19 protein-coding genes, 4 tRNA genes and 1 pseudogene are annotated in these 24,966 nt (G+C 68.2%); 5 read left to right on the forward strand and 19 right to left on the reverse strand.

The genetic code is table 11. From position 1 onward, the window contains the following. Positions 1 to 2: 2 nt before the first annotated feature. From G332_RS0103425 to G332_RS0103435, 3 genes are all read right to left on the reverse strand, one after another. Positions 3 to 78: transfer RNA gene (locus tag G332_RS0103425), tRNA-His, on the reverse strand. A 37-nt stretch (positions 79 to 115) separates the two neighbouring features. Further along, a tRNA-Arg gene (locus G332_RS0103430) sits at positions 116 to 192 on the reverse strand. A gap of 69 nt (positions 193 to 261) precedes the next feature. Further along, positions 262 to 338, reverse strand: a tRNA-Pro gene (locus G332_RS0103435). Between the two features lie 242 nt (positions 339 to 580). Between G332_RS0103435 and folD the strand changes: the two genes are divergently transcribed. Beyond that, positions 581 to 1,444, forward strand: a complete 864-nt coding sequence (gene folD, locus G332_RS0103440) for a bifunctional methylenetetrahydrofolate dehydrogenase/methenyltetrahydrofolate cyclohydrolase FolD (protein WP_019625596.1) — start codon at positions 581 to 583, stop codon at positions 1,442 to 1,444. Positions 1,445 to 1,474: 30 nt separating this feature from the next. On the opposite strand, the gene gltX is transcribed toward folD, so the two are convergent. After that, positions 1,475 to 2,908: a glutamate--tRNA ligase gene (gene gltX, locus G332_RS0103445; protein ID WP_026340561.1), complete on the reverse strand. Its 1,434-nt coding sequence runs from the start codon at positions 2,906 to 2,908 to the stop codon at positions 1,475 to 1,477. Between the two features lie 227 nt (positions 2,909 to 3,135). On the opposite strand from gltX, the gene G332_RS0103450 reads away from it, so the two are divergent. The 3 genes and pseudogenes from G332_RS0103450 (at position 3,136) to G332_RS13845 (ending at position 5,027) form a co-directional block, all read left to right on the forward strand. Further along, the gene (locus tag G332_RS0103450) at positions 3,136 to 3,651 is read left to right on the forward strand and encodes a peptidylprolyl isomerase (RefSeq protein WP_019625598.1); all 516 of its coding nucleotides are present in this window, start codon (positions 3,136 to 3,138) and stop codon (positions 3,649 to 3,651) included. Positions 3,652 to 3,658: 7 nt separating this feature from the next. Next, positions 3,659 to 4,408, forward strand: a complete 750-nt coding sequence (locus G332_RS0103455; RefSeq protein WP_019625599.1) for a UDP-2,3-diacylglucosamine diphosphatase — start codon at positions 3,659 to 3,661, stop codon at positions 4,406 to 4,408. A 413-nt stretch (positions 4,409 to 4,821) separates the two neighbouring features. Then, positions 4,822 to 5,027 (forward strand): annotated as a pseudogene (locus tag G332_RS13845) (hypothetical protein). Between the two features lie 292 nt (positions 5,028 to 5,319). On the opposite strand, the gene G332_RS0103460 reads toward G332_RS13845, so the two are convergent. The 15 genes from G332_RS0103460 to rnr all read right to left on the reverse strand — a co-directional run bounded on the left by G332_RS0103460 (position 5,320) and on the right by rnr (position 24,460). Continuing rightward, positions 5,320 to 6,162, reverse strand: a complete 843-nt coding sequence (locus G332_RS0103460) for a ferritin-like domain-containing protein (RefSeq protein WP_026340562.1) — start codon at positions 6,160 to 6,162, stop codon at positions 5,320 to 5,322. A 19-nt stretch (positions 6,163 to 6,181) separates the two neighbouring features. After that, positions 6,182 to 8,680 (reverse strand): heavy metal translocating P-type ATPase, encoded by a 2,499-nt coding sequence (locus G332_RS0103465; RefSeq protein WP_019625601.1) that lies wholly within the window; start codon positions 8,678 to 8,680, stop codon positions 6,182 to 6,184. 198 nt (positions 8,681 to 8,878) lie between these two features. Then, positions 8,879 to 10,114 carry an O-succinylhomoserine sulfhydrylase gene (locus G332_RS0103470; protein ID WP_019625602.1) on the reverse strand — a complete coding sequence of 412 codons (1,236 nt, stop codon included), beginning with the start codon at positions 10,112 to 10,114 and terminating at the stop codon, positions 8,879 to 8,881. A 34-nt stretch (positions 10,115 to 10,148) separates the two neighbouring features. Next, positions 10,149 to 11,258: an alanine racemase gene (gene alr / locus G332_RS0103475; protein ID WP_019625603.1), complete on the reverse strand. Its 1,110-nt coding sequence runs from the start codon at positions 11,256 to 11,258 to the stop codon at positions 10,149 to 10,151. 8 nt (positions 11,259 to 11,266) lie between these two features. Then, a complete protein-coding gene (gene dnaB / locus G332_RS0103480; RefSeq protein ID WP_019625604.1) occupies positions 11,267 to 12,631 on the reverse strand; it encodes a replicative DNA helicase in 1,365 nt (454 codons plus the stop codon). A gap of 79 nt (positions 12,632 to 12,710) precedes the next feature. Beyond that, positions 12,711 to 13,160: a 50S ribosomal protein L9 gene (rplI, locus tag G332_RS0103485; RefSeq protein ID WP_019625605.1), complete on the reverse strand. Its 450-nt coding sequence runs from the start codon at positions 13,158 to 13,160 to the stop codon at positions 12,711 to 12,713. Between the two features lie 240 nt (positions 13,161 to 13,400). Then, positions 13,401 to 14,327: a hypothetical protein gene (locus G332_RS0103490; protein WP_019625606.1), complete on the reverse strand. Its 927-nt coding sequence runs from the start codon at positions 14,325 to 14,327 to the stop codon at positions 13,401 to 13,403. A 35-nt stretch (positions 14,328 to 14,362) separates the two neighbouring features. Then, positions 14,363 to 14,587, reverse strand: coding sequence for a 30S ribosomal protein S18 (gene rpsR / locus G332_RS0103495; protein WP_019625607.1), 225 nt, complete (start codon positions 14,585 to 14,587; stop codon positions 14,363 to 14,365). Positions 14,588 to 14,629: 42 nt separating this feature from the next. Continuing rightward, complete coding sequence (rpsF, locus tag G332_RS0103500; protein ID WP_019625608.1) at positions 14,630 to 15,034, reverse strand: 30S ribosomal protein S6; 405 nt, start codon at positions 15,032 to 15,034, stop codon at positions 14,630 to 14,632. A gap of 166 nt (positions 15,035 to 15,200) precedes the next feature. Beyond that, positions 15,201 to 15,815 carry a hypothetical protein gene (locus tag G332_RS0103505; protein ID WP_019625609.1) on the reverse strand — a complete coding sequence of 205 codons (615 nt, stop codon included), beginning with the start codon at positions 15,813 to 15,815 and terminating at the stop codon, positions 15,201 to 15,203. Further along, positions 15,781 to 17,211, reverse strand: a complete 1,431-nt coding sequence (locus tag G332_RS0103510) for a hypothetical protein (RefSeq protein ID WP_019625610.1) — start codon at positions 17,209 to 17,211, stop codon at positions 15,781 to 15,783. Before G332_RS0103510 ends, G332_RS0103505 begins: the two co-directional genes overlap by 35 nt. Beyond that, on the reverse strand, positions 17,195 to 20,137 hold the full coding sequence (locus G332_RS0103515) for a hypothetical protein (RefSeq protein ID WP_019625611.1): 2,943 nt from the start codon (positions 20,135 to 20,137) through the stop codon (positions 17,195 to 17,197). The genes G332_RS0103510 and G332_RS0103515 overlap by 17 nt, the downstream gene beginning before the upstream one ends. A gap of 43 nt (positions 20,138 to 20,180) precedes the next feature. Then, positions 20,181 to 20,960: a hypothetical protein gene (locus G332_RS0103520; RefSeq protein ID WP_019625612.1), complete on the reverse strand. Its 780-nt coding sequence runs from the start codon at positions 20,958 to 20,960 to the stop codon at positions 20,181 to 20,183. 31 nt (positions 20,961 to 20,991) lie between these two features. Next, positions 20,992 to 21,789: a 23S rRNA (guanosine(2251)-2'-O)-methyltransferase RlmB gene (gene rlmB / locus G332_RS0103525; RefSeq protein ID WP_019625613.1), complete on the reverse strand. Its 798-nt coding sequence runs from the start codon at positions 21,787 to 21,789 to the stop codon at positions 20,992 to 20,994. Between the two features lie 97 nt (positions 21,790 to 21,886). Next, a complete protein-coding gene (gene rnr, locus G332_RS0103530) occupies positions 21,887 to 24,460 on the reverse strand; it encodes a ribonuclease R (protein ID WP_019625614.1) in 2,574 nt (857 codons plus the stop codon). Between the two features lie 376 nt (positions 24,461 to 24,836). On the opposite strand from rnr, the gene G332_RS0103535 reads away from it, so the two are divergent. Beyond that, a tRNA-Leu gene (locus G332_RS0103535) sits at positions 24,837 to 24,923 on the forward strand. Positions 24,924 to 24,966 lie beyond the last annotated feature (43 nt).

The raw sequence follows: 24,966 nt of genomic DNA on the forward strand, positions 1-24,966 counted from the left end.
GATGGGGTGACCGATGGGACTCGAACCCACGACAACCGGAGTCACAATCCGGGACTCTACCAACTGAGCTACGGTCACCACCGTGCGCTGTACAGATCCATACTCTGGGCGGCGCTGGCGCGCCCGGCAGGACTCGAACCTGCAACCGTCGGCTTAGAAGGCCGATGCTCTATCCGGTTGAGCTACGAGCGCATTGCCGCCGAGCACAGGGTGTTTGCACCCTGGTTACGAACCTGCCCGAAGTCCAGACCGGGAGAGGTTTGGTCGGGGTAGAGGGATTCGAACCCCCGACATCCTGCTCCCAAAGCAGGCGCGCTACCAGACTGCGCTATACCCCGTCGAGCCGTCCCCGCAAAAGGGCCTACACAGCGAGCGCAGGAGTCTATCGCCGCAGGGGGCACCCGGTCAAGATCACGGGTGCGATTACGCAACCGCTGCGGCTCAGGACACCACCGCTCTTCCCTCGCGACCGTAACGACTCTCGCCCGGCAACGCCGACTGCCGCCGCCCCCGCGCCTCGCGCTTGAGCGGCCGCCCCGGCCATGGGAAGATCGCGGGCATTCCACCAAGGCGAAATCCCATGACGGCCCAGATCATCGACGGACGCGCAATCGCGCAAAGCCACCGCGCACGGATCGCGACCGAGATCGAATCCATGACCACCCGCGACCTGCGACCACCGGGTCTTGCGGTGGTACTGGTGGGCACCAACCCGGCCTCCGAGGTCTACGTACGTAACAAGCGCAAGGCCTGCGAACAGGTGGGGGTCGTCTCGCACTCCTACGATCTGCCGGCGGGCACGCCGCAAACCGACCTGCTGGCCTTGATCGACCAGCTCAACGCCGATCGCACCATCGATGGCATCCTGGTGCAGCTCCCGCTACCGGATCACATCGACCCGGAGACGGTCATCGAGCGCATCGCCCCGGCCAAGGATGTCGACGGCTTTCACCCGTACAACGTCGGCCGCCTGGTGGCGCGCGTACCGCGCCTGCGCCCGTGCACCCCCTGGGGCGTGATCCAGTTATTGCGTCATATCGAGGAACCCTTCAAGGGCCGCACCGCCTGCGTGATCGGTGCCTCCAACATCGTCGGACGCCCGATGGCGCTGGAGCTGCTGCTGGCCGGCGCGACTCCGACCATCTGCCACCGCTTCACGCCGGATACGGCGGCCATCGCCCGCCAGTCGGACATCGTCATCGCGGCCGCGGGCAAACCCGGACTGGTGACAGGCGACTGGATCAAACCCGGCGCCACCGTAATCGACATCGGGATCAACCGGCGCGATGACGGCACCCTGACCGGGGACGTGGGATTCGATGCAGCGGCCGAAAAGGCCGCCTGGATCACCCCGGTACCGGGCGGAGTGGGCCCGATGACCGTCGCGATGCTGCTGGACAATACCCTGCGCGCCCGCGCCTTCGGGACCCACGAGGCCGGCTGACGACGCCCCCGGGCTCGTGCGGAACCCCACTCAACCGGCCGCGGCAATCTCCTGCGCGGCCCGCAGCCGCGCCCGCACCCGCTCGCGCCCCAGATACTCCCAGATCCGCGGCAGCTCCGGACCAAAGGTCTGCCCGGAGAGGGCCGCGCGCAGCGGCATGAACAGCTTGCGCCCCTTGGCACCGGTCGCGGCCCCCACGGCCCTGGCCAGCGCCGGAAAGTCCTCGACGTCATCCAGCGCCGCCAGCGCCGCGCCATAGAACTCCGCCCCGGCCCCCGACAGCTCCTGGCGGGCGCTGTCGCTGTACGGCATCGGGTCAGCCGCGAACGCCGCGACCCACACCGGCGCCTCGGCCGCCCGGCTGATGTTGTCTCGCAGCAGGCGCGCCAGGGCCGGGCGCTCGTCGGCGGCGACCCCCTCGAGCACACCGGCCGCTTCCAGATAGGCCTGCAGTGACTCGTCCGACAGCCCGCGCAGGGCCTCCGACTGCCAGTGCTCCAGCTGCTGCGGATCATGCCGGGCCGCGCTGTGCCCGATCCGCTCGCGGCTGAAACCGGCCGCCAGCGCCTCGGCCGAGAGCAACTCGTCCGACTCGAAGCGATGCCCGAGCCGCGCCAGGTGGTTCAGGATCGCCAGCGGCAGGTAGCCATCGGCGCGCAGCTCCTCGACGCTGGCGGAGCCATTGCGCTTGGACAGCGGCGCCCCGTCCTGCCCCATCACCAGCGGCAGATGATGATAGGCCGGCGCCGCCAGCCCCAGCGCCTCCAGCAGCAGCATCTGGCGCGGGGTGTTGGCGATATGGTCCTCGCCACGCACCACGTCGGTCACGCCCATCAGGGCATCGTCGATCGCGTTGGAGAAGAAGAAGGCGGGCGTGCCGTCGGAACGGCGGATCACGAAGTCGCCGATCTCGTCGGTGCGGAAGCTGACCGGGCCGCGCACCCCGTCCTCGAAACGGATCGTCCGGCCCAGCGGGACGCGAAAGCGCAGGGTCGACTTCTGCCCCTCGGCCTCGCGGCGCGCCGCCTCCTCCGCGCTCAGGTGGGCACAGGTCCCGGGATAGCGCGGCGGCTTGCCCTGGGCGCGCATGCGCTTGCGCCCGCGGTCCAGCTCGGCGGCCGAACAGAAGCACGGATAGGCCAGCCCCTGAGCGGTCAGCTGCCGGTAATAGCCCGCGTAGAGTTCGCCGCGTTCGGACTGCGCATAGGGACCGGCGTCACCCCCGGCCCCGAAACCCTCGTCCCAGTCCAGGCCCAGCCAGTGCAGATCGCGCTGCAGGGCATCGACGAATTCCGGGCGCGAACGCTCGGCGTCGGTATCTTCGATGCGCAACAGGAAACGCCCCCCGCGCGACCGCGCCAGCAGGGCACTGAACAGCGCGGTGCGCACATTGCCCAGATGCAGCAATCCGGTGGGGCTGGGAGCGAAACGGGTTCGGGTCATCGTCTTGGTCATTGCGCGCATGGTAGCGAAGCACCGCCGACCCCACCAGCACCGCCCCCCACGCTCCGGGCGCTGCGCGGGTGCAAACCGCTTCTTCCGAGTGTGTCGGCTGGCAGGCCTCGCCGGTGGCGGGTACCATTCGCGCCTCGAATTCTACGAAGGTCAGAACCATGCAACGCATCCGCACCTGGCTTGCCATTGCGCTGGCCACCGCCCTTGTTGCCCTACTGCTTTTTTCAGGAGCCCCCATGGCCAATACCAACCCGCAAGTCGCGATCGAAACCAACCATGGCCGCATCGTGCTGGAACTCAACGCCGAGGCCGCGCCGGAGACGGTTGCCAACTTCCTCGCCTACGTGGATGACGGCTTCTACAACGGCACCATCTTTCACCGCGTAATCCCGGGCTTCATGGTCCAGGGAGGCGGTTTCAACGAAAACATGAGCCAGAAGCCCACCCGCGACCCGATTCGCAACGAGGCGGACAATGGCCTGAAGAACGAGACCGGCGCGATCGCCATGGCGCGCACCCAGGATCCGCATTCGGCCTCCGCGCAGTTCTTCATCAACGTGAACGACAACGATTTCCTCAACCATACCGCCCCGAATACCCAGGGCTGGGGCTATGCCGTGTTTGGCAAGGTCACCGAGGGCATGGACGTGGTACGCAAGATCGAAGGCGTTCCGACCGGACGTTCCGGTATGCACCAGGACGTGCCGCAGGAACCCGTCATCCTGCAGAGCGTGACGCGCGTCGCGGACTGATACCCCCTTGAGCGCGCCGGCCCTGGTCATCTCCGACCTGCACCTGGATCGCGAACCTGGCCCCCTGCTGGAGGCCACACTCGCCTTCCTGCAGGGACCGGCGCGCAGCGCCTCGGCGCTGTACATCCTCGGTGACCTGTTCGAATACTGGGTTGGCGATGACGCCGGCTTCACAGCCGCCGAACAGCTGGCCAACGCCCTCAAGTCACTCAATATCCCGGTCGCCTTCATCCATGGCAACCGGGATTTTCTGTTGGGCCCGGACTATGCCAAACGGGCGGGGATGCAGCTGGCGCCCGAGCCGCTGCATGCGGCCCTGCCCTGCGGGCCCGCCGTGCTGCTGCATGGCGATTCCCTGTGCACCGACGACACCGAGCACATGGCCTTTCGCCAGCAGGTGCGCAGCGGTGAATGGCAACGGGGCTTCCTGTCCCATCCCCTGGAAGAACGCATCCGCCAGGCAGAGGCCATGCGCGCCGCCAGCCGCGAGAGCGGGCGCATCAAGACCGACGCCATCATGGACGTGAATGCGAACGCCGTGGCGGATACCTTCCGCGACGCCGATGTCCCGCTGATGATTCATGGCCATACCCATCGCCCCGCGATCCACGACCTGACGGTCGACGGTCAGCCCCGACAGCGCTGCGTGCTCCCGGCCTGGGACGAGCACCCGGGTTATCTGGAAGTCGCGGCGACCGGTCCCATCCTGCGCGAGCTGGACGGCTCGCCCTACCCGGCGTACCTGCTGCACGCCTGAACCACGCGCTTCGCGCCGTTGCACGGCTGGGCATGGTTCGTCGTCGGTGTTTACGGCGGCTTCGTTCGGCCGCCTGCCTTGTAGTGGCTGGTCCTGGCTCGGCCTCGGGTGTTTACGGTGCCTTCGGTCCGCATACTGCCGTGCGCTGACTCGCCAGCGCGCCCCGAGTGACTTCTTTGCTCGTGCAAAGAAGTCACCAAGAAACACGCCCGACTGCCGCGACCCCGGCCCGCTGTGCGGGCCGGGGTTTCCCTCGCTGCGAGGGTTTTCGCGGGCGGCGCTGAACTCGCTACGCCTTCGGCTCCGCTCAGACATCCAGCGCCTTGAATCCCGCGAAAACCCTCTCCACTCGGCGCGACGACAACGGGGGTTCAAGGTCAAGACACCGGCCATCCCGACGGTCTTGCCAGTGGATGAAGGCTGGGTCTTCCGACATTCTGGGCACGCTCGGCCTTTGGCCGTTGCGTGCCGCGCCCGCGAGCGGGCGCCGGGGGCTTTCGGGCGGCGTTGTATATGGTTAGGCGCAAACGCGGGAATACGTTTGGTTGTGACCTTCGCTTCCCGTATGGAGCCCCTTGCGGAAGGGTGCTCGGGCCGGGAGAAGGCGCTGGATGTCTGAGCGAAGCCGCAGGCGTAGCGAGTTCAGCGCCGCCGGCCCGAGGGCCCTGGAGCAAGGTTCCCGGGCGGAATCCGGGTGCCCTTCTTTGGGCACTTTCTTGGGCAAGCAAGAAAGTGCCTCGGGGCGCGCTGGCGAGTCAGCGCCAGGCAGTATGCGGATCGAAGGCACCGTAAACACCCGAGGCCGAGCCAGGACCAGCCACTACAAGGCAGGCGGCCGGACCAAGGCACGTAAACACCGGGTCCCAAATCAACCTCGGCCCGAAAGCGGCATAGAGCCCCTCAGACCACGGCTATGGCGATGGTTCGGCGGTGGCCTGGGCCTCCAGTTGCGCCATCTCGGCGTCGGTGAAGCCGGCGGCGCGGCGGGCGGCATGGGCGAAGGGCGGTCGTACGCGGCCCGGCATGTACTCGGCCAGCAGTTCGAGGAACAACGGCTCGGGGTCGAGCCCGTGTGCGTGGGCCAGCTCGCGGAACCAGCGCGTGCCGATCGCCACGTGGGCGACCTCCTCGCGCTGGATGATCTCGAGAAGCGCCACGGTGGCGTGATCGCCCGCCGCCGTCAGGCGCTCGATCATGCCGGGGGTGACGTCCAGCCCGCGCGCCTCCAGCACGCGCGGCACCAGCGCCATGCGGATCATTACGTCGTGGTCGGTCGCGAGTGCGGCCTCCCACAACCCGTTGTGGGCCGGCAGGTCGCCGTAGTCCGCTCCCAGCTCGTGGAGCCGCGCACGCAACAGCCGGAAATGGCGCGCCTCCTCGGCCGCCACCTGCAGCCAGTCGCTGACGAAGGGTTCCGGCATGTCGCGAAAGCGGTAGACGGCATCCAGCGCCAGATTGATCGCGTTGAACTCGATATGCGCGACCGCGTGCACCAGGGCTACCCGCCCGGCCGTTGTGTGCAGCCCGCGACGCGGCAGCTCGCGCGGGTGCACCAGCACCGGCCGTTCCGGACGCCCGGGCACCTCCAACCGTTCCGGCCCGGAACTTGCGAGCGCCTCCAGCTCATCGGCCCACCAGGCGTCCATCAGCGCCAACACGCGCTCGCACTTGGTCTCGGGATCGCACTCGCGCAGCGCCATTTCGGCCGCTCGGTAGAGATCCGGGCTCGCGGGATGGGTGATCGGCTGGCTCATGGCGGCCAAGGATACCCGTTCAGCGCTCGTCGGTCGGCATGTTGCGGCGCAGCAGGATGGAGTTGCCGATGACCGAGAGCGAACTGGCGGTCATCGCGATCACGCCGATCATCGGGTGCAGCAGGCCGACCGCGGCGATGGGGATCGCGGCGGAGTTGTAGCCCCAGGCCCAGAACAGGTTCTGTACGATCTTGCGGAAGGTCAGGCGCGAGAGCCGGACGGCCTCGACGACCCTGGTCAGCTCACCGCGCACCAGGGTCACGTCGGCGGCCTCAATGGCTACATCCGCGCCGGCCCCGATCGCGATGCCCACGTTTGCCTGCTGCAGCGCAGGGGCATCGTTGATGCCGTCGCCGACCATGGCCACGTGGTCGCCGTACTCGGCCTGCAGTTCGCGGATCGCCTCGACCTTGCCCTCCGGCAGCACGCCGGCGCGGACCTCGTCGATCCCCACCTGTGCGGCCACCGCGTTGGCGGTGCGCTCGTTGTCGCCGGTGACCATCACGCAGCGGATGCCGAGGCCATGCAGCTGTTCGACGGCCGCCTGCGACTCCTCCTTGAGCGTGTCGGCGACCGCGACGATGCCGGCCGGTCGCTCGCCGATGGCCACCAGCATCGCGGTCTTGCCGGCATCCTCGAGCTGCCGCAGCGATTCCAGCAGGCCGGAGGGATCCAGGCCCTGCTCCTCCAGCAGCCGCTGGCTGCCGACCAGGACGCGTTCGCCGTCGCGGTGGGCCTCCACCCCGCGCGCGGTGTGCGACTGGAACCGGTCAACCTCGGCGACCGCCAGCTCCCGATCGCGCGCACCCTGCACGATGGCCTCGGCCAGGGGGTGCGCGGAGCCGGCCTCCACGGCCGCGGCCGCGCCCAGCACGCGAGTGTCATCGAAGCCCTCGGCCGCGATCACGTCGGTCAGTGCCGGCTGCCCGCGGGTGAGGGTCCCGGTCTTGTCGAGCACGATTACGCGGATGTCCTTCAGCGTCTGGATCGCGGAGCCCGAGCGGATCAGCACACCCCGCTCGGCCCCCATGCCGGAGCCGACCATCAGCGCGGTGGGCGTGGCCAGCCCCAGCGCGCAGGGGCAGGCGATCACCAGCACGGCAATGGCCGCGAGGATAGCCAGCACGATCGGCGGCCGTTCCGAGTCGACCCAGGGCAGGAAGCCCTCGCCCCAGATCAGGATCGGCTGCAGAGCCCCGGAGAACGCCAGCCAGGCTGCAAACGCGGCCAGCGCGATCACCAGCACCGCCGGTACGAAACGTGCAGTGATGCGGTCCGCCAGCTCCTGCACCGGCACCCGCGAACCCTGGGCCTCGTTCACCAGACGGATCACCTGCGACAGGAAGGTGTCGGCCCCCACGCGGGTCGCACGCACCTTCAGCCGCCCCTGCTGGTTCAGGGTCGCGCCGAGCACGCTATCGCCCTCGGCCTTGTCCACCGGCACCGACTCGCCGGTGGCGATGGATTCGTCCACCGTGCTCTCGCCGGCGACCACCTCGCCATCGGTAGGGATCTTCTCGCCCGGGCGCACGATCATCACCTCGCCCACCTGCAGCGATTTCACCGGCACCTCGACCTCCTCGCCATCGCGTTCGACCCGGGCCGTCTTCGCACCCAGGTCCAGCAGCTTGCGGATCGCCGAGGAGGCCTCGCCCTTGGCACGGTACTCCAGGTACCGCCCGAGCATGTGGAAGGCCATGATGGTCACGGCCATCTCGATGAACGAGGTCATCGGGTAGACGAAGCCGATCAGCCCCAGCAGGTAGGGCGGCAGCGAGCCCATGGAGATCAGCACGTCCATGTTGAGGCTGCCGCTTTTCAGCGCGCGCCAGGACGAACGGTGGGTGGCCGCACCCCCGGCCATGAACACTACCGGGAAGGCCAGCACGGCGATGATCAGCAGATAGCCGGGGATCTCCTGCCAGAACATGTGCGGCATCATCAGCGCCATGATCGCGACGGTCGGGATCATCGCGATCCACAGCCGGCGCCAGGCCTGCTTCAGATAGGCCGCGTCGATCTCGGCGTCGTCCGCCTCGCTGCCGGCCTCCTCGGTCTCCACCGCCGCCACGTTATACCCGGCCCCCTCGACCGCAGCGCGCAGGGCCTCGGCGTCGGGGCCTCCGGGACCGGGTTCCACGGTCACACGGTGATCGCCGATGTTGGTGCGTACTGCCTGGATGCCGTCCAGCTTCTCGATCGCACCGCGCACAATCCCCGCGCAGTGATCCGACCCCATGCCAGGCACCACCAGACGCACCGGACCGGCGGCGCCCGTTTCGCCCTCCACCTGGGCGACGTCGTAGCCGGCCCCCTCCACGGCGGCCCGCAACGCCTGCGGGTCCACCTGCTCCGGGTCGTATCCCACGGTCACCCGGTGGCGGGCGATATTGGTCTCCACCGAGGCCACGCCCGAGGTCTTCTCCAGTGCCGCGCGGACGATCCCCGCGCAGTGGTCCGACCCCATGCCGGGGACGATCACCACTGCCTCACGCCACTGCGGTGGCTCCTGCACCATCGGGTCGCTCCTGAGCGGTTACTGCACCCCGTTGATCGAACCGGTTGCTCCAGCCGCACTCCTCCCGGTGTTGTAGTCCCCCGGCGGGCGAGTTGCCAACCGGCTGACCACCCGCGATACCGGCTACCCCACGGCGACAACGAGCAGCCAGAGCCAGAATCGAGCTCGCCGCCATACCCCGGGGCGAGATGAAAGGGGTCAGAGAGCGTCGAGCCCGCGCGCCAGGTCGCGCTGGATGTCGGCGACCGCCTCCAGCCCAACCGCAACCCGCACCAGGGCCTCGGTAATGCCCTGGGCCTCGCGCTTGTCCGGGTCCACGCGGCCGTGGGTGGTGGTGGCCGGGTGGGTAATGGTGGTCCTGGTATCGCCCAGGTTCGCGGTGATCGACAGGAATTTCGTTGCGTCAATCACCGACCAGGCGGCCTCGCGCCCGCCGGCAACCTCGAAGCTCAGCACCCCGCCGAAGCCGCTTTGCTGGCGCCGCGCGATCGCGTGCTGCGGGTGCGATTCGAGCCCCGGGTAATGCACGGCGGCGACCTTCGGATGGGCCTGCAGCCACTGCGCCAGGGCGAGGGCGTTGTCGCTGTGGGCGCGCATACGCAGGGCCAGGGTCTCCAGCCCCTTGAGGAACACCCACGCATTGAACGGCGACAGCGTCGGCCCGGCGGTGCGCAGGAAGCCGTAGACGTCCTTGCCCACGCGCTCGGCGTCGCCGACCACCGCGCCGCCCAGGCAGCGCCCCTGGCCGTCGAGGAACTTGGTCGCCGAGTGGATGATGATGTCGGCGCCCAGATCCAGCGGACGCTGCAGGATCGGCGTGCAGAAGCAGTTGTCCACCGCCAGCAGCGCGTCATGCCGATGCGCGATCGCCGCCAGCGCGGCGATGTCCACCACCTCGCCCAGCGGGTTGGACGGCGTCTCGCAGAAGTACAGCCGGGTATTCGGCTGGGTGGCGGCCTCCCAGGCCTCGAGGTTCGACAGCTCGACGTAGGTCACCTCGACGCCGAAGCGGGCGAGGTAGTTGTTGAAGAGCACCGTGGTGGTGCCGAAGACCGACCGCGAGCAGACCACGTGATCGCCGGCCTTCAGCAGGCCCATCATGGTCGCGAGGATCGCGGACATGCCGGAGGCGGTGGCCACGCAGGCCTCGCCCCCCTCCAGCGCGGCCAGACGATCCTGGAAGGTGCGCACCGTGGGGTTGGTGAAACGCGAATAGATGTTGCCGGGGGACTCGCCGCCAAATCGCGCGGCGGCCTCGGCAGCCGAACCGAACACGAAGCTGGAGGTGGGGAAGATCGCCTCGGAATGCTCGCCCTCCGGCGTGCGCCGGTAGCCGTGGCGGATGGCTACGGTCTGCGGGTCATAATCCCGGGGGTCAAACCATTCGCGGGCGCAAGCCTCGGGGTCGAACGGGTCGGTATCGAAATCGGTCATCGCAGCATCCTGAAATCCGGGGTGCGCCAGTGTATCAGCGCACCGGCTGCAGACGGTCGGCCACCCGCGTCAGAAGCTCGTAGCTGATCGTCCCCGCGGCGCGCGCGACACGTTCCACGGGCAGACCTTCGCCCCACAGGGTGGCCCGGTCCCCGACCCGCGCATCCGCCACCCCGGAGAGATCCACCGCCAGCATGTCCATGGACACGCGTCCGATCAGCGGGCAAAGCCGGTCGCCCACCCGCACCGGCGTACCCGACGGGGCATGCCGCGGGTAGCCATCGGCATAGCCCATGGCCACGATGCCGGCGCGGCCGGGTGCAGCAGCGGTCCAGGTCGCGCCATAGCCGACCGTGCTGCCCGGCTCGAGGGGCTGAATCGCAATGATCGGGGCCTGCACCGTCATTGCCGGGCGCAGGTCAGCCTGCGGCCCCTCCGGGGGTGCCTCTGGTGGAACCGAGGCAGGATGCGCGCCGTAGAGCATGATCCCGGGCCGCGCCCAGCACGCGCGCGCAGAGCCCAGCCCCGGCGCCCGCCCCCAGCCTGCGAACAGCGCCGCAGAGTTGGCCACGCTGGCCTGCCCCGGCAGCGACGCGACCACAGAGCCAAAGCGCTCCAGCTGGTGGGCATTTAACGGATGTTCCGGCTCGTCGGCACAGGCCAGATGAGTCATCCAGTGCAGACCAACGCCGCCGTGGCCGGCTGCGCCCAGGCGGCGGGCCACCGCTTCGGCATCCAGCGGATCGAAGCCAAGGCGGTTCATGCCGGTGTTGAGCTTGACCCACACGCTGGGCAGCCGGACCGAGGCCGCGTCGAGATGATCAAGCTGGGCGACCTCGTGGATTGCCGGCTCCAGGCCCAGCTCGTGGCAAGCACGCGTCTCAGCGGCATCGCGCGGTCCCTGCAGCACCAGCAACGGGCCGCCAAAGCCGGCCTCGCGCAGGACCCGAGCCTCGCCGACCTGCGAGACGGCCAGGCCATCGGTTGCTCCGGCGAGGGCCTCGGCCGTCCACAGCAGGCCGTGGCCATAACCTTCGGCCTTGACCACCGACCACATGGGGACACCGGGCGCGAGACGACGCGCCACGGCCAGATTGTGCCGCAGTGCCTCGGGGTGGAGCTGGATGCTGGCTGCGCGTTTCACGCCGCGTTTCAGGCCGGCTGGCCAACCTCGCCATAGACATCCGGTGCATAGTTCTCGAAACGGGTGAACTGGCCCCGGAAGGTCAGGCGTACGGTGCCAATCGGGCCATTACGTTGCTTGGCGATAATGATCTCGGCCGTGCCCTTGTCGGGGGATTCGTCGTTGTACACCTCGTCCCGATAGACAAAGGCGATGATGTCCGCGTCCTGCTCGATCGCTCCTGATTCACGCAAGTCCGACATCACCGGGCGCTTGTTCGGGCGCTGTTCCAGCGAACGATTGAGCTGCGAAAGCGCGATCATCGGCACATCCAGTTCCTTCGCCAGCGCCTTCAGCCCGCGCGAGATCTCCGAGATCTCGTGGGCGCGGCTCTCACCACTGCCCGGGAACTGCATCAGCTGCAGATAGTCGACTACGATCAGCTTCAGCCCCTTGTGCTCACGCATCAACCGCCGCGTCCTGGCGCGCAGCTCCGTTGGTGACAGTGCCGGGGTGTCATCGATAAACAGCGGTGCGTTGGACAACATCTGCACCGCACTCGTCAGCCGTGGCCAGTCGCCATCTTCCAGGCGCCCGGAACGCAGTTTCTGCTGGTTGATCCGCCCCATCGAGGACAGCAGGCGCAGGGCCAGCTGCTCACCGGGCATTTCCATGGAAAAGATCGCGACCGGTTCGGCATTCTTCATGGCCACGTACTCGGCGATATTCATCGCAAACGAGGTCTTGCCCATGGACGGGCGTCCCGCCACGATCACGAGGTCGCCTGGGTTCAACCCGGAGGTCAGGCGATCGAGGTCCTCATAGCCAGTCGCCACCCCGGTGATCGGGTTGTCGCTTTCATAAAGCTCCTCGATCTGATTGACCGCCGCCGCCAGCAACGGCTTCATGCCACGGAAGCCCTGGGCACCACGCGCACCCTGCTCGGCAATGCGGAACACCTTCTGTTCCGCGATATCCAGCAGTTCCTTGGAATCCCGGCCTTCCGGGCGATAGGCCGAATCGGCAATCTCGGTACCGACCGAGATCAACGAGCGCAGTATGGAGCGTTCACGGACGATATCCGCGTAGGCCACGATATTCGCGGCACTGGGGGTCTCGGATGCGAGCCGCCCGAGATAGGCCATGCCCCCGGCCTCTTCCAGTTCGGCCGTACGGTCGAGCTGCTCCGACACGGTGACCATGTCGAAGGGGGCGTTGCGATCCGCCAGCGAAGACACCGCCCGGAAGATCAGGCGGTGGTCATGACGATAGAAGTCTTCCGCGGTGATGCGGTCCGCCACCCGATCCCAGGCGGCATTGTCCAGCATCAGCCCACCGAGTACGGACTGCTCGGCCTCCTCGGAATGCGGAGGAATACGGGGGTTGGGGGTCATGCGCGAGCGCCCCCCGTCACCCCGAACGGGTGCCGGGTATCAGCGACCCGCCGGGGCCACCCTCCCGACATCCGGCAGATCACTCTTCGCCGATCACGACAACGCGGATGTCCACATCCACGTCCGAATGCAGGTGCACGCCGATCTCGAATTCGCCGGTGGTACGCAGCGGGCCTTCCGGCATGCGCACTTCCTTCTTCTCCACCTCGGTGCCCTTGGCAGTCAGTGCGTCGGCAATATCGGCCGGGCCGATGGAACCGAACAGCTTGCCTTCACCACCGGACTTGGCCGTGATCTCCAGAACGGTATCTTCCAGCTGCGCCTTGCGTGCCTCGGCGGCGGCCAGGGCCTCGGCTGCGGCCTTTTCCAGCTCGGCTCGACGTGCCTCGAACTCGGCGATGTTTTCAGGAGTGGCAAACTTGGCCTTGCCCTGCGGCAACAGGAAGTTGCGCGCAAACCCCGGACGCACGGTGACGCGGTCGCCCAAGGTGCCCAGGTTATCGATTTTTTCCAGCAGAATGACTTCCATCTTTGGTATTCCTGTAACGTTTGATCAGCCCATAGGAAAACACTGATCGATGTACACTCACGTTGGGAGCCCGGGTCCCCGATCTCGCCTGCGCCCCGAATTCATCAGAAACGGGCGGGTAAAACCATTACCCGCTGCACGGCGCGCCTTGTCTCGGAAAACCCGCGGTGCCAGCCCGCGTGTCTACATTGATCAGTGTTTCCCTCCAGGCGCGCATTCTACACCGGTCTCGGACCGGTCTCACGAATTTGGTTCGTTGCCACCCGGCTGCCCCGGCCCCAACCGCGAACGGATATCTGCCCAGGCGTCGATCACCCCGATGGTGGCGAGCAGCAGGAACATCTGCGGCAACGCCAGGGCCAGCAGCACGTACATCCCCACCAGCCAGAAACTGCTCATGCCCTGGCGAAAGGTCAGCGCATGCATCAGCGCAATACCCTGAAGGAAGAACAGGATCGCCAGTATAAACGCCAGTTCAGTGGCCAGCGGGATCGGCCCCAGATGCCCGATCCCCGCCAGCACCAGCGTGGCTGCACTCGCGCCCCGACCAAACTGCAGCGCCCGGATCTCCTCGCCGAATGCCCCGGGGTTGTATAGCAGGGCCTGCCAATAGCGTCCGAGCAGAAGTCCCAGGGCCATGCTCAGCAATACGATGCCGGCCATCAGGCCGGTCAGGTACGGCGCGGCACGCCGCAGCCCGGCCTCCAGCTCCTGCACGCCGGTGGCGCTGCCCTCCATCAACGGGCCCAGCAGCACCATGCCTGCTTCCGCCCAGGCGGCCTCCAGGTCCGGGACCACCAGATGGACCAGTACAACCCCGAGCCCGGCCAAACCCGCGCCCGCCTGCAGGGTCAGCCGCCACGAAATGGTACGGCGCAGCAGCTCCGCCAGCAGGGCCACCGGGGCCCACTGCACCACGCCGGCCAGCACACCCGCGAACAACGGGGCACCCGGGGTGAGGAAGAACATCGCCACCCCGAGGCCCAGAGCGGCCAGCACCGTGACCAGCAGCGCCTGCCCCAGACCGATGCGCAGACCCACCAGGGCAACAAGCGCACTGCCCAGAAACGCAACCGGAGGGAGGAACAGTCCCGCAATGCCAAAGCCGGAGACCGCGCCCACGGCGCGCCCCCTGCTCTTCATCGCGAACTCGGCAAGAGCACGCATGTTGCGATCAAGGCCCCGGCGAACCGGCGCCGGACTTAGTGGTTATCGCTATACGGCAGCAGCGCCAGGAAGCGCGCACGCTTCACGGCAGTCGCCAGCTGACGCTGGTATTTGGCGCTGGTGCCGGTTACACGGCTGGGAACGATCTTGCCGGTCTCGGTCACAAAACCTTTCAGCAGGTTCAGATCCTTGTAATCGATGTGATCGATGCCTTCGGCGGTGAACTTGCAGTACTTGCGGCGACGCGGAAAACGGGCCATTTCGGATCTCCTAGAACAATTCGGTGAACGAACGCGCGTGGTTTATTCGGCAGCTGCCGAACCGTCGGAAGCGGACTCGCCGCCCTCATCATCGCGCTCGCGGCGACGGCCCTTGCCACCCTCTTCGTCCTGGCCCTTGGCCAGCGGGGAGGTCTCGGTCACGGCCTCATCCATGCGCATGGCCAGATGGCGCAGCACGGCGTCGTTGAACCGGAAGGCGCTGGCCAGCTCTTCCATCGCCTCTTCCGAGGCCTCGATGTTCATCAGCACGTAGTGGGCCTTCACCAGCTTCTGGATCGGGTAGGCCAGCTGACGGCGACCCCAGTCTTCCAGGCGGTGGATCGTGCCCTCGTGGCCTTCGACGAGCCCCTTGTAGCGCTCGATCATGGCCGGGACCTGCTCGCTCTGGTCCGGATGGACCAGGAATACGACTTCGTAGTGACGCATGCTGAACTCCTTGCGGGTAACAGCCTCCCGACGCGCGGTGAGGCAAGGGTTCGGCCCGCCGGTGATGCCGGCCGGGCAGAAAAGCGCAATACCATATACCAGGCCACGCACAACAACAAGCCGCCGGGAGGCGGCGACCGCCCGGCCGCCTCGGGGCGCGGCCGCATCAGGCGCGCGAGTACTCGTATTCCTCGACCAGCTGCTCGAGAAAGCGCATGCCGGCCGCGCTGAGGATGTAGCGCGCAGCGCCGGTGCGGAAGGCGAAGTGGCGGGCCACCAGGAAGTCCATGGCCTCGTCCCAGCCCTTGTCGATGCGGGCCGTCGCCAGCAGGTCGCGGTACTCGGCGTCGGCGGCAAGGGCCTCGAGGTCGTCCTGCGCCAGCCCGGCATCGGGACGCCCGAGATACTGCAGGTCGCGCCCGGTACGCGCGTAATAGCGGCCGATGAGCAGCAGCACGACCTGCACCTTCAGGGCGTTCTCGTCATGTTCCTCCGACTCGTCGTCGCTCCCCTCGCGCAGGTAGAAGAACCCGCCGCGCTCGTCGAACACCAGCTCCAGACCCAGGTGACGATACAGCTCGCGGAAATGCGCGAGGTGGCCGTAGACGACGTTGTACAACGGGTTGTCCTCGAGCGCGCCGCGGTCGGGGTTGTAGACCTGGCGCAGCAGCACCTGGCCCGCCACCAGCTGGCGGTAGATCGCGGCGCTGTGGTCGGGGTGGATGCCGGCGAAACCGCGCACCGGCTCAGTCGGCGGCGTGTTGGGCGCGCTCTCGGTCATCGGGGGATGTCTCCAGCAATTGGCGGCGGCGATAGACCCAGGTATCGCCATCGGTGGCGGTCAGGGTGCGAAAGCGGTTGAGCACCCGCAGCTCCAGCCCCGGACGCGGCTCGCGCTCCAGGCGCTGCACGCAGGCCAGCAGGTCCGGCAGCACATAGCCATCGACCACGCCCTCCAGCCGGCCGTGCAGCTCGGCCACCAGGTCGCCGGTGGGGCGCAGTTCCAGCGAGTCGATCCAGGCATACAGCCGGCGCGAGCGCTCGAGATCCCGACGCGGCCCCTGGCGGCGGGCGGCGACCTCGGGGAGCACGGGCGCCTCGTGGGCGCGGCGCAGGTCGGCCAGGCGCAGCTCCAGCTCGGAAAACAGCATGCGGTAGTAGCTGGTGGTGGAGCCGAAGGCATAAGGGCGCGGCCGGCCGCGGCGCTTGAGGCCCAGCACGAAGCGGTTGTCCCGCGCGAATGCCCCGCCATCGAGGCGCGTCCGGCGCAGATCCTGGGTGCGGGTACGGCGGTGGGCCTCCAGCAGGCGCTGGTAGTGATGTTCCATCGCGTTGTACTGGAGCATCCCGGTGCGCGTCTTGCGCAGGAAGTGATCCACCTCGCGGGCAACCTGCTGGATCGGCTTGTAGGCGGCGTTCAGGCTCAGCCCGGAGCGGAAGACCTGGTCGGCGGCGGCCAGCTTGTCATGCCGCTCCAGCAGTTGCTGGATGCCGTCGAGGGTCGCGAACAGGTTTTCGCCCTCCTCCAGCTGCACGTCGCGATTGAGAAAAGCGAGCGTGGGCTTGATGTGGCGCTCGTAGAGATCGGCGATGCGCCCCAGCAGGTCGCCGCGAAAGCGCTGGAATTCCTCCGGTGCGCGGCTGGCGTCGCCCGAGATGTCGGCCAGATCGCGGCTGATGGCCTGCATGCGCCGGATGTTCTGCCGCACCAGTCCGACCAGGTGGCTCAGCTGGTCGAACAGGTCGTCCAACAGTTCGGTGTAATCGGGGTCGACGTCGCTGAAACTGGAACCGGCCAGGCGCTGCCGGGCATTCCACAGCCCGACCAGCCGCCCGCGCAGGCGGGCGTCGGTCAGCTCCTGGTACAGGGATTCGTTGCAGGTGCGCAGCAACCCGATCAGCGCCTCGTGCAGCACCAGACGCCGCTCGCCGGCTACCTTGTCGGCATCGACCACTAGCCCGCACTGGAACAGGTTGTCGGCACTGAACGCGAGCTCCAGGCGCTGGCGCACGCGGGCATCGCGATCGCGGGTGTAGCGCCGGACCTCGCGCACCAGTTCGTGCTCGGGGATGTAGCGCACCCCTGCGTGGTCCATGCGCTGGATCAGGGGAAACAGGGCCCCGGCGTGCTCGAACGCCAGGCGTGTGGTCTCCAGGGTGCTAAAGCGCTTGGCCATCGTCCTCTTCCAGCAGGGCGAACTGCTCGTGATCCAGCCACCGGGCCGCCGCCTCGCCGTGGGTGAACCCCTCGGCCCCGCCCCAGAACACCACTGTGCGCCGCTTGTCGTAGGGCTGACGGGTGTGCATCCGGCCCAGTTCGCAATGGCGCCCGATCTGGTGAATCAGCTCGCTGCTGGCACTGTGGGTGGCCGCCGCGAACAGGTTGAACCCCTGATGCTGCAGGCGCTCGAGCAATCCGGGGATCTGACCGACGTCGACGTTGGCGACCTCGTCGAGCACCAGCGGGAACGACAGTGCCACCCCGGGCGCCAGCACGCCCTGCAGCAGGCGCCGCACCAGCTCGAGGTTGATCAGCATGGTGGTGGAGGTCGACTGGCTCTTGCTCTCCATGCCGGTCTCGTTGTGCTTGCGCGTGCGGTAGCTGATGCCGGTGATGATCCGGTCCATGGTCAGGCGACAGCCGTGGCGCGCCCCCTCGGCGGGATCGAAGAACTCGGCCACGAACACCCGCAGGCGTTCGTAGAAGGCATCGGACAGCAACTCGCCGGAGTACGGGTCCAGGGCCTCGGACTCCTCCACCAGGTTGCGGAAGCGCGGATCGCAATGGATGTCGACGCGGACTTCGGCGAGGTCGTTGATCGCGACTCCCTCCAGCTCCGTGTTCAGGCGGCGCTGGAAACGCTCGACATGCTCGGCGTTCACCTTCAGCGCCTGGCGGTAGCTGGCGACGCTCTCGTTGTGACTGCCGATCCGCTCCTGCAGCAGCCGCCGCTGTTCCGGCAGCTCCGCGAACACCACGCGCAGCTCCTCGAAGGCGGCCGCGAGCACCCCGGCATCCGGGTACTCGTAGTACAGCGCCTCGGCGTGCTCGACAAGCATCCCGGCCTGCGCGAAGTAGCGCAGCGCTTCGAGGATCTCGCGGCGGCGCAGCTCGAGATCCTCGAGATCCAGTTCGATCGCATCCAGCCGCTCAGAGGTGATCCCGGCCGCCGGCAGCGGCTCCGCCTCCGCCGTGGCGCCACCCGCCTGGCGCTGCAGCCGCTCGACCCGTCGCCGCAGCTCCTCCAGCCGCGCCTGGCGCGCCTCCACCGCGCCCAGGGCGCTGCGCGCCTCGGCCAGCCGCGCCCGGGCCTCCTCGCGCCGCTCGCTGGCCGCGCGCTGCTGCACCTCCAGCTCCTGCTGCTGCTCGCGGCACCCGGCCAGTGCCTGCTCCGCCTCGCGGATGTTGACCTCCGCCGCCGGCAGCTTCTCCAGCAGTGCCAGCGAGGCCTCGATCTCCGCGACCACGCGCTCCGACTTGCGGATCCGTCCGGGACGATCCAGCGTGCCGGACTGTTCCGGAGAGAGCTCCGCGAGGCGCGCGCGGCGGGCGTCCAGCTGCTCCTCGAGTGCCGCGCGGCGCGCCTCCGGGTCCTGCCCCGCCGACGCCTGCGCGGCGAAGCTTTCGTCGAACCAGGCATAGCCCTCCGGGCGCTGCTCCAGCAGCCGCGCGAAGGCCGCCATGACCTCCATCTCCCCCGTCTCCAGCGCGCGGCCCGGGCTGGCCTGCAGCAGGCGCGGCTGTACCGCGCCCAGGGGTGCGGCCACCGCCTCCGGCAGTTGATGATGCAGCTGCCACCGGGCGCGCCGGGCACGGGCCTCCGCTTCCTGCAGTTCCTGCTCCAGCCGCTCGATCTGCGCGGCCAGCTGGGTGCGCTGCTGCTCGGCCGCCGCCTCGTTACGCAGGGCATTCAGGTGGCGCGTCTCCTCCGCCAGCTCCTGTTCGCGCTGCGCGCGCACCTCGTCCAGCGACAGGTCGGCCGGATAGCGCGCACGCAGGGTCTCGCCGTCGCGGCGGACGGCGCTGTACTGGTCGAACTGGCGCTGGTGGGTCTCCACGGCCCCCGCCAGTTGCGCAAGCCGGCTGTCGATGTCGCGGCACTCGTCCTCCAGGGTGTCGACCACACCGCGGTGACTCTCCATCTGCGCGGCCGCCCGCTCGCGCTCGCGTCGCGCCTCCTCCTGGGCCCGGACGAGCCCGGCACCGAACGCCGCGAAGGCCTCCCGCGCCCCGGCCTTCTCGCGAAATTCGTGGTAGTGCGCGGCCAGCTGGTCGAAGCGGCGGCGTTCCTTCTCCATCCGCGTCAGGTGCTCGTGCTCCTTCTTCAGCTGCTGGTGGCGCTGCAGGAACTGGTCGATGTCGAGGTCGAGGGCATCGCTGGAAAACTTCTTGTCGGCCTCGACGATGCTGGCTACGGCCCGCGCCATCGCGGCCTCGTCGGCACGCATCTCGAACAGCAGCAGGATCAGCGTGCGCAGCGATTCGACGCTGCGGTCGTCCGCATCCGCCAGCGGCAGCACGCTGTAGCGCATCGCGTCGTCCGACATCAGGTCGCTGGCGTACAGCAGGGAACGCAGGCGGTCGCGGTCCTGGGCGAACAGGACATCGCGCGGTGCCATCCGGCGCACCGCCTCGGAGACCGTCTTCACCGACAGCTCCGGCACCGCGCGCCCGATCCCGTCGGGGTCGTCGTCAGCGCACCAGAACAGCGGTCGCAGGTCGGCCCACGGCACCGGCGCGAAGATGCGCCCGTAGCCGAGATCGCGGTTGCGATGGAGGATCTGGCAGTGGGTGCCAGCGGGATTGAGCACCTCCATGATCAGGAAGCTGTGCCGGCTCGGGAAGTAGTGCTGGAAGCTTTCCTCGTTGGTGTAGCCGGTGCCCGAGCGCGAGTTGCGGAAACCGAACTTGCGCTGGCTCTTGCGGAAGTTGTTCTCCGGCAGCAGGAACAGCCGCAGGGCGTTCAGCAGGCTGGACTTGCCCAGATTGCCGCTGCCCAGCAGCAGGGCATGCCGGTCCACCGGGAGCTCCACGTAGCAGAAGCCCGCGGAGTCCACCAGCACCAGGCGCCGGATCTCGAAGCGAAACGGGTTGCTGCTCATCGCCACTCTCCCGGGAAACGCCGCCCCGGCGGCCACGGCCGCCTCAAAGGAGCATCTCCTGTTCCATGAAGCGACGGGTCGCGGAAAACGCCGCCGCCAGGCCATCCAGTTCCAGGTCCTGCGCCCGCCGGATCGCGCCGGCCAGCGACGCGGTGGAGTCCGGCGGGCGACGGAAACAGGGATGCCAGGGCCGCCAGTCGGCCGGCTGCAGAAACTCCACCGCCGGGCCCGCGTGTTCCCGCAGCCCGGCATACATCGCCAGCCCGCCGGGGTCGCAGTCGAATGCGCACAGTACCTGCTCGTAGCCGGCCAGCCACTCGCGCACCAGCGGCCGCAGCACCCGGTTCCCTCCGCCCAGCACCACGTCGGTGCCGGCAGGATCCAGCACCTCGTCGCGGAACCGCGAGGCCAGCTCCAGCATCGCCCGCGGGCGGAAGAAATTCTCCTCGTTCTCGATCACCAGAGCCCGGCGCTTGCGCTGGAAGCCCTGGCGGCAGATACCCGGCGCGAGGTAGACCACCGCGGGGCGTTCATCCTCCAGCCCGTGGTGGTGGACCAGCAGATACGACACTGCGGTGTCATGGCGGTGCGAGTCGCCCTGCCGCGCCGCCTCCGCACGGCTGGCCGGGCGCCGGGCCAAGGCCAGCAGGCGCTCCCAGTCGCCGGCGTCCGGGACCTCGACCTTCCAGCGCCCGCCCACCCGCGTGGTGCGGAACATCCGGCGGTGCCGGGCGCGCACCTCCTGCGGCAGGCACTTCAGGAAGGCCTCGTAGTTGAGCGCCTCGCCGCGCACGATGCGATCGAGATATCCCTGCAGCGTCATCGCCGGTCCCGAGTCGTGGTTCCCCGACGGATCAGCCCGGCTGACCCGCCCCCGCAGCGCCGAGCCTCTGGCGCCGGACCTCGAACAGCGTGACCCCGGTCGCCACCGAGACGTTCAGGCTCTCCACCGTGCCTTCCATCGGGATGCGGGCAAGGTGATCGCAGGCTTCGCGCGTGAGACGCCGCATGCCTTCGCCTTCGGCCCCCATCACCAGCACGGTCGGGGGCCGGAGATCGACCTGGTACAGGCTTTGCTGCGCCTCGCCGGCCAACCCGACCGTCCACATGCCGGCATCCTTCAGGCTGGCCAGGGTCCGGGCGAGATTCCCGACGCTGACCACCGGCACGGTCTCGGCCGCCCCCGAGGCGACCTTGATTGCGGCCGGGGTCAGGGCCGCACTGTGATGGCGTGGCATCACCACTGCACCGGCGCCGGCCGCATCCGCCGTGCGCAGACAGGCCCCCAGGTTATGCGGATCGGTCACGCCATCCAGGGCGAGCACCAGATCGAGGCCATCCCGAACGCGCGCGATCAGGCCCCTTTCGTCGACCACCGGGCGCGGCGTGCAGTGAACGATCACGCCCTGATTCTGGAACCCGGGGTGGTGCTGATCCAGACGCTCGCGCCCGACCCGTTCGACCGAGATCCCGAGTCCCTGCGCGCGCTGCAGCAGACGCTCCAGCGCCGGCTCCACCGGGTCGGTGGCCAGTTGCAGGCGCTTGATGCGCTGCGGGGCATGCTGCAGGACGGCCGCGACCGCATGGATCCCGCCGAAGGTCTCGGCCCGGGCGCCCTTGCCGGACTTGCCACCTTGGCCGCTCCGGCTCATGCCCCGCCCCCGGTGCCCGGGAGGCGGTCGCGAGGATCCGGCATCCAGCTGCCAGGGCCCGGCATTGGGCCATGCCACCGCCGCGCCATGGCCCGACTCAGGAGGAACGCCGACGCCGGCCCCGGCGCCGCGGTGAACGAGAGGACCCGCCCGTCTCAGCCTCCGGCTCGACGATGGTATTGCCATCCTTGTCGGTCTCCGGAGACGGGGGCGGAAGGGCCTCGTTACCGGGCTCGGGCGCATCCGGCACGTGTTCCTCCTGTGCCCCGTCAGCCGGGCGGTCCGTCACGGGGGCAGTCTCGCCATCGCCACCACCACGGCGGCGTCCGCCACGACGCCGCCGCTTCTTCTTCGGTGCCGGGGTGGCCTCCGCCTCGGTACCGGGCTCGGCCGCGTTGTCCACGGGCGCCGGTGCGGGCGCTTCCGCATCCTTCTTGCGCTTGCTGCGGCGGCTGCGCTTCTTTGGTGACGCTGCGGGCGGGGCCTGCTCGCCCGGCTCCCGCGCCAGTGCGAGGTCGATCTTGCGATCGTCGAGGCTGACCCGAGCAACCTGCACCTTCAGTTCATCGCCGATGCGGAAGACGCGGCCAGCGCGTTCCCCAGTCAGAGAGTGGCGCGCCGGATCGAAATGGTAGAAGTCGTTGTCGAGGCTGGTCACATGCACCAGGCCTTCGATAAAGACGTCCTTGATCTCCACGAACAGGCCGAAGCCGGTGACCCCGGAGACGACACCTTCGAAGACCTCGCCGACCTTGTCCTGCATGTACTCGGCCTTCAGCCAGGCGACGGCGTCGCGCGTGGCATCATCGGCGCGGCGCTCGGCCATGGAGCAATGCTCGCCCAGCTTTTCCATGTCGCCATGCGAATACGGGAAGGCCTTGCGGCTGCCCTGGCGCAGGACATGACGAATGCCTCGATGGACCAGCAGATCCGGATAACGCCGGATGGGCGAGGTGAAGTGGGCGTAGTCGTCCAGCGCCAGGCCGAAGTGCCCATCCAGTTCCGGCGCGTAGACCGCCTGGCTCAACGAGCGCAGCAGCACGGTCTGGATCAGCTGCTGGTCAGGCCGCTCACGGGCGGCCTTCAACACCGCGGTGTAATCGCGCGGGCCGGGTTCGTCCCCGCCGCCCAGCGTCAGACCTGCCCCGTTCAGGAACTCGCGCAGTTCCTCGATCTTTTCGGTCGGCGGCTGATCGTGGATACGGTACAGGGCCGGCACCTTGTGCTTTTTGAGGAAACGCGCCGCAGCCACATTGGCCATGATCATGCATTCCTCGACGAGGCGATGGGCGTCGGTGCGCTCGGTGGGGACGATCTTTTCGATCTTGCGATCCTGGCCGAAGACAATCTTCGTCTCGGTGGTATCGAAGTCGATCGCGCCGCGCCGATTGCGCGCCGCATGCAATGCCTTGAAGACCCGGTACAGCGACTCCAGGTGTGGCATCACATGTGCGTTCTTTTCGCGCAGGGGCTTGTCGCCGCCCAGCATCGCCGCCACGTCCTCGTAGATCAGGCGTGCGTGCGAACGGATCAGGCCCTCGTGAAAGCGGTAGCTCTTCAGCGCCCCGCGCGCGCCGACCTCCATCTCGCAGACCATGCTCAGGCGATCGACCTCGGGGTTCAGGGAACACAGTCCGTTGGACAGGGCCTCCGGCAGCATCGGGATCACGTTGTCGGGGAAGTACACCGAGGTACCGCGGGTACGCGCCTCGCGGTCCAGCGCCGCGTCACGCTCGACGTAATGCGACACGTCGGCAATCGCCACCCACACCCGCCAACCCTTCCCTTCGGGCTCGCAGTACAGGGCATCGTCGAAATCGCGGGCATCATCGCCATCGATGGTCACAAAAGGTTTGTCACGCAGATCCAGGCGCCCTTTCTTGTCCTTCTCGGCCACCTCGGCACCCAGCTCATCCGCCGCGGCAGTCACCTCGTCCGGCCACTCGTGGGGCAGGCCATGGGCGCGGATCGCGATGTCGATCTCCATGCCCGGGGCCATGTGTTCGCCCAGCACCTCCAGCACGTCGCCTTTCAGGCGCGCGGTACGCGAGGCGGACTCGCGGATTCCCACCACCACAATCTGATCGTCCGCTGCCTCGCCCAGGCCATCGGGCGGCACCAGGATGTCATGGGTGATGCGCTTGTTGTCCGGAGTCAGGATGCCGACACCGTCCTCGATGCGCAGGCGCCCGACCACCTGCGTCGTGTTGCGCTCCAGCACTTCCACGATCCCGCCCTCGCGGCGACCACGGCGGTCCACGCCCATCACCCGTGCCAGGGCGCGGTCCCCATGGAACACGCCCCGCATCTGGCGCGGCGACAGGAACAGGTCGTCATCCTGCTCGTCCGGCACCAGGAACCCGAAACCGTCCGGGTGCCCGATCACGCGCCCGCGGATCAGGTCTTCCTGGTTGACCGGGAGATAGGCGCCGCGGCGGTTGCAAAGCGCCTGCCCGTCACGCTCCATCGCCTTCAGGCGGCGGCGCAGGGCCTCCAGACGATCATCGTCGTCGATCTCCAGGCGTTCGGCGATATCGTCATAGGAAAGCGGATTGTCCGCTTGCTGCAGGAGCCCGAGGATGAACTCGCGACTCGGAATGGGGTTGTCGTACTTCTGCGCCTCGCGCTCGAAATTCGGATCGACGGCGGGCTTGCGGTGTTTTCTTGGCATTCACAAAACTCGTTGGGTGATTCGGTGGCCTGCTACGGTCAAAAGGCCGTGCGGCGCGGGGGAGGCATCGGGCACTGCTCGCGGCAAAGAACACGTCCGCGCCCATCCCTCTTCGGGAACGGCAACGGCCAGCGGTACCCGGCGGCCCGGGCCGATGCAGGCAAAAGGCCTGGCGGAGGCAAGTCCGCACCCCGGCGCGACCGACCGGCTCACTCGGAGGGCGGTGCGGGCCTGTGGGTTCATCGGTACTCCCGGCCCCCATTATGCGGCATATGCGGATTTCGTGCGTGGGGGCGTTGACAGACCCGGGGCTGCGATCTATATTGCGCGCTCCTGAAGCGCAGGACCCGGTCTCGAACCGGCGCTCCAACCTCGTGCCGAGGTGGCGGAATTGGTAGACGCGCTAGCTTCAGGTGCTAGTGAGCGAAAGCTCGTGGAGGTTCAAGTCCTCTCCTCGGCACCATCTTCGGCTTCTCGAACCCCGATTGCACACACCACGTCATCCG

This window comes from Thioalkalivibrio sp. ALJT (assembly GCF_000381825.1).
Classification (GTDB): domain Bacteria; phylum Pseudomonadota; class Gammaproteobacteria; order Ectothiorhodospirales; family Ectothiorhodospiraceae; genus Thioalkalivibrio.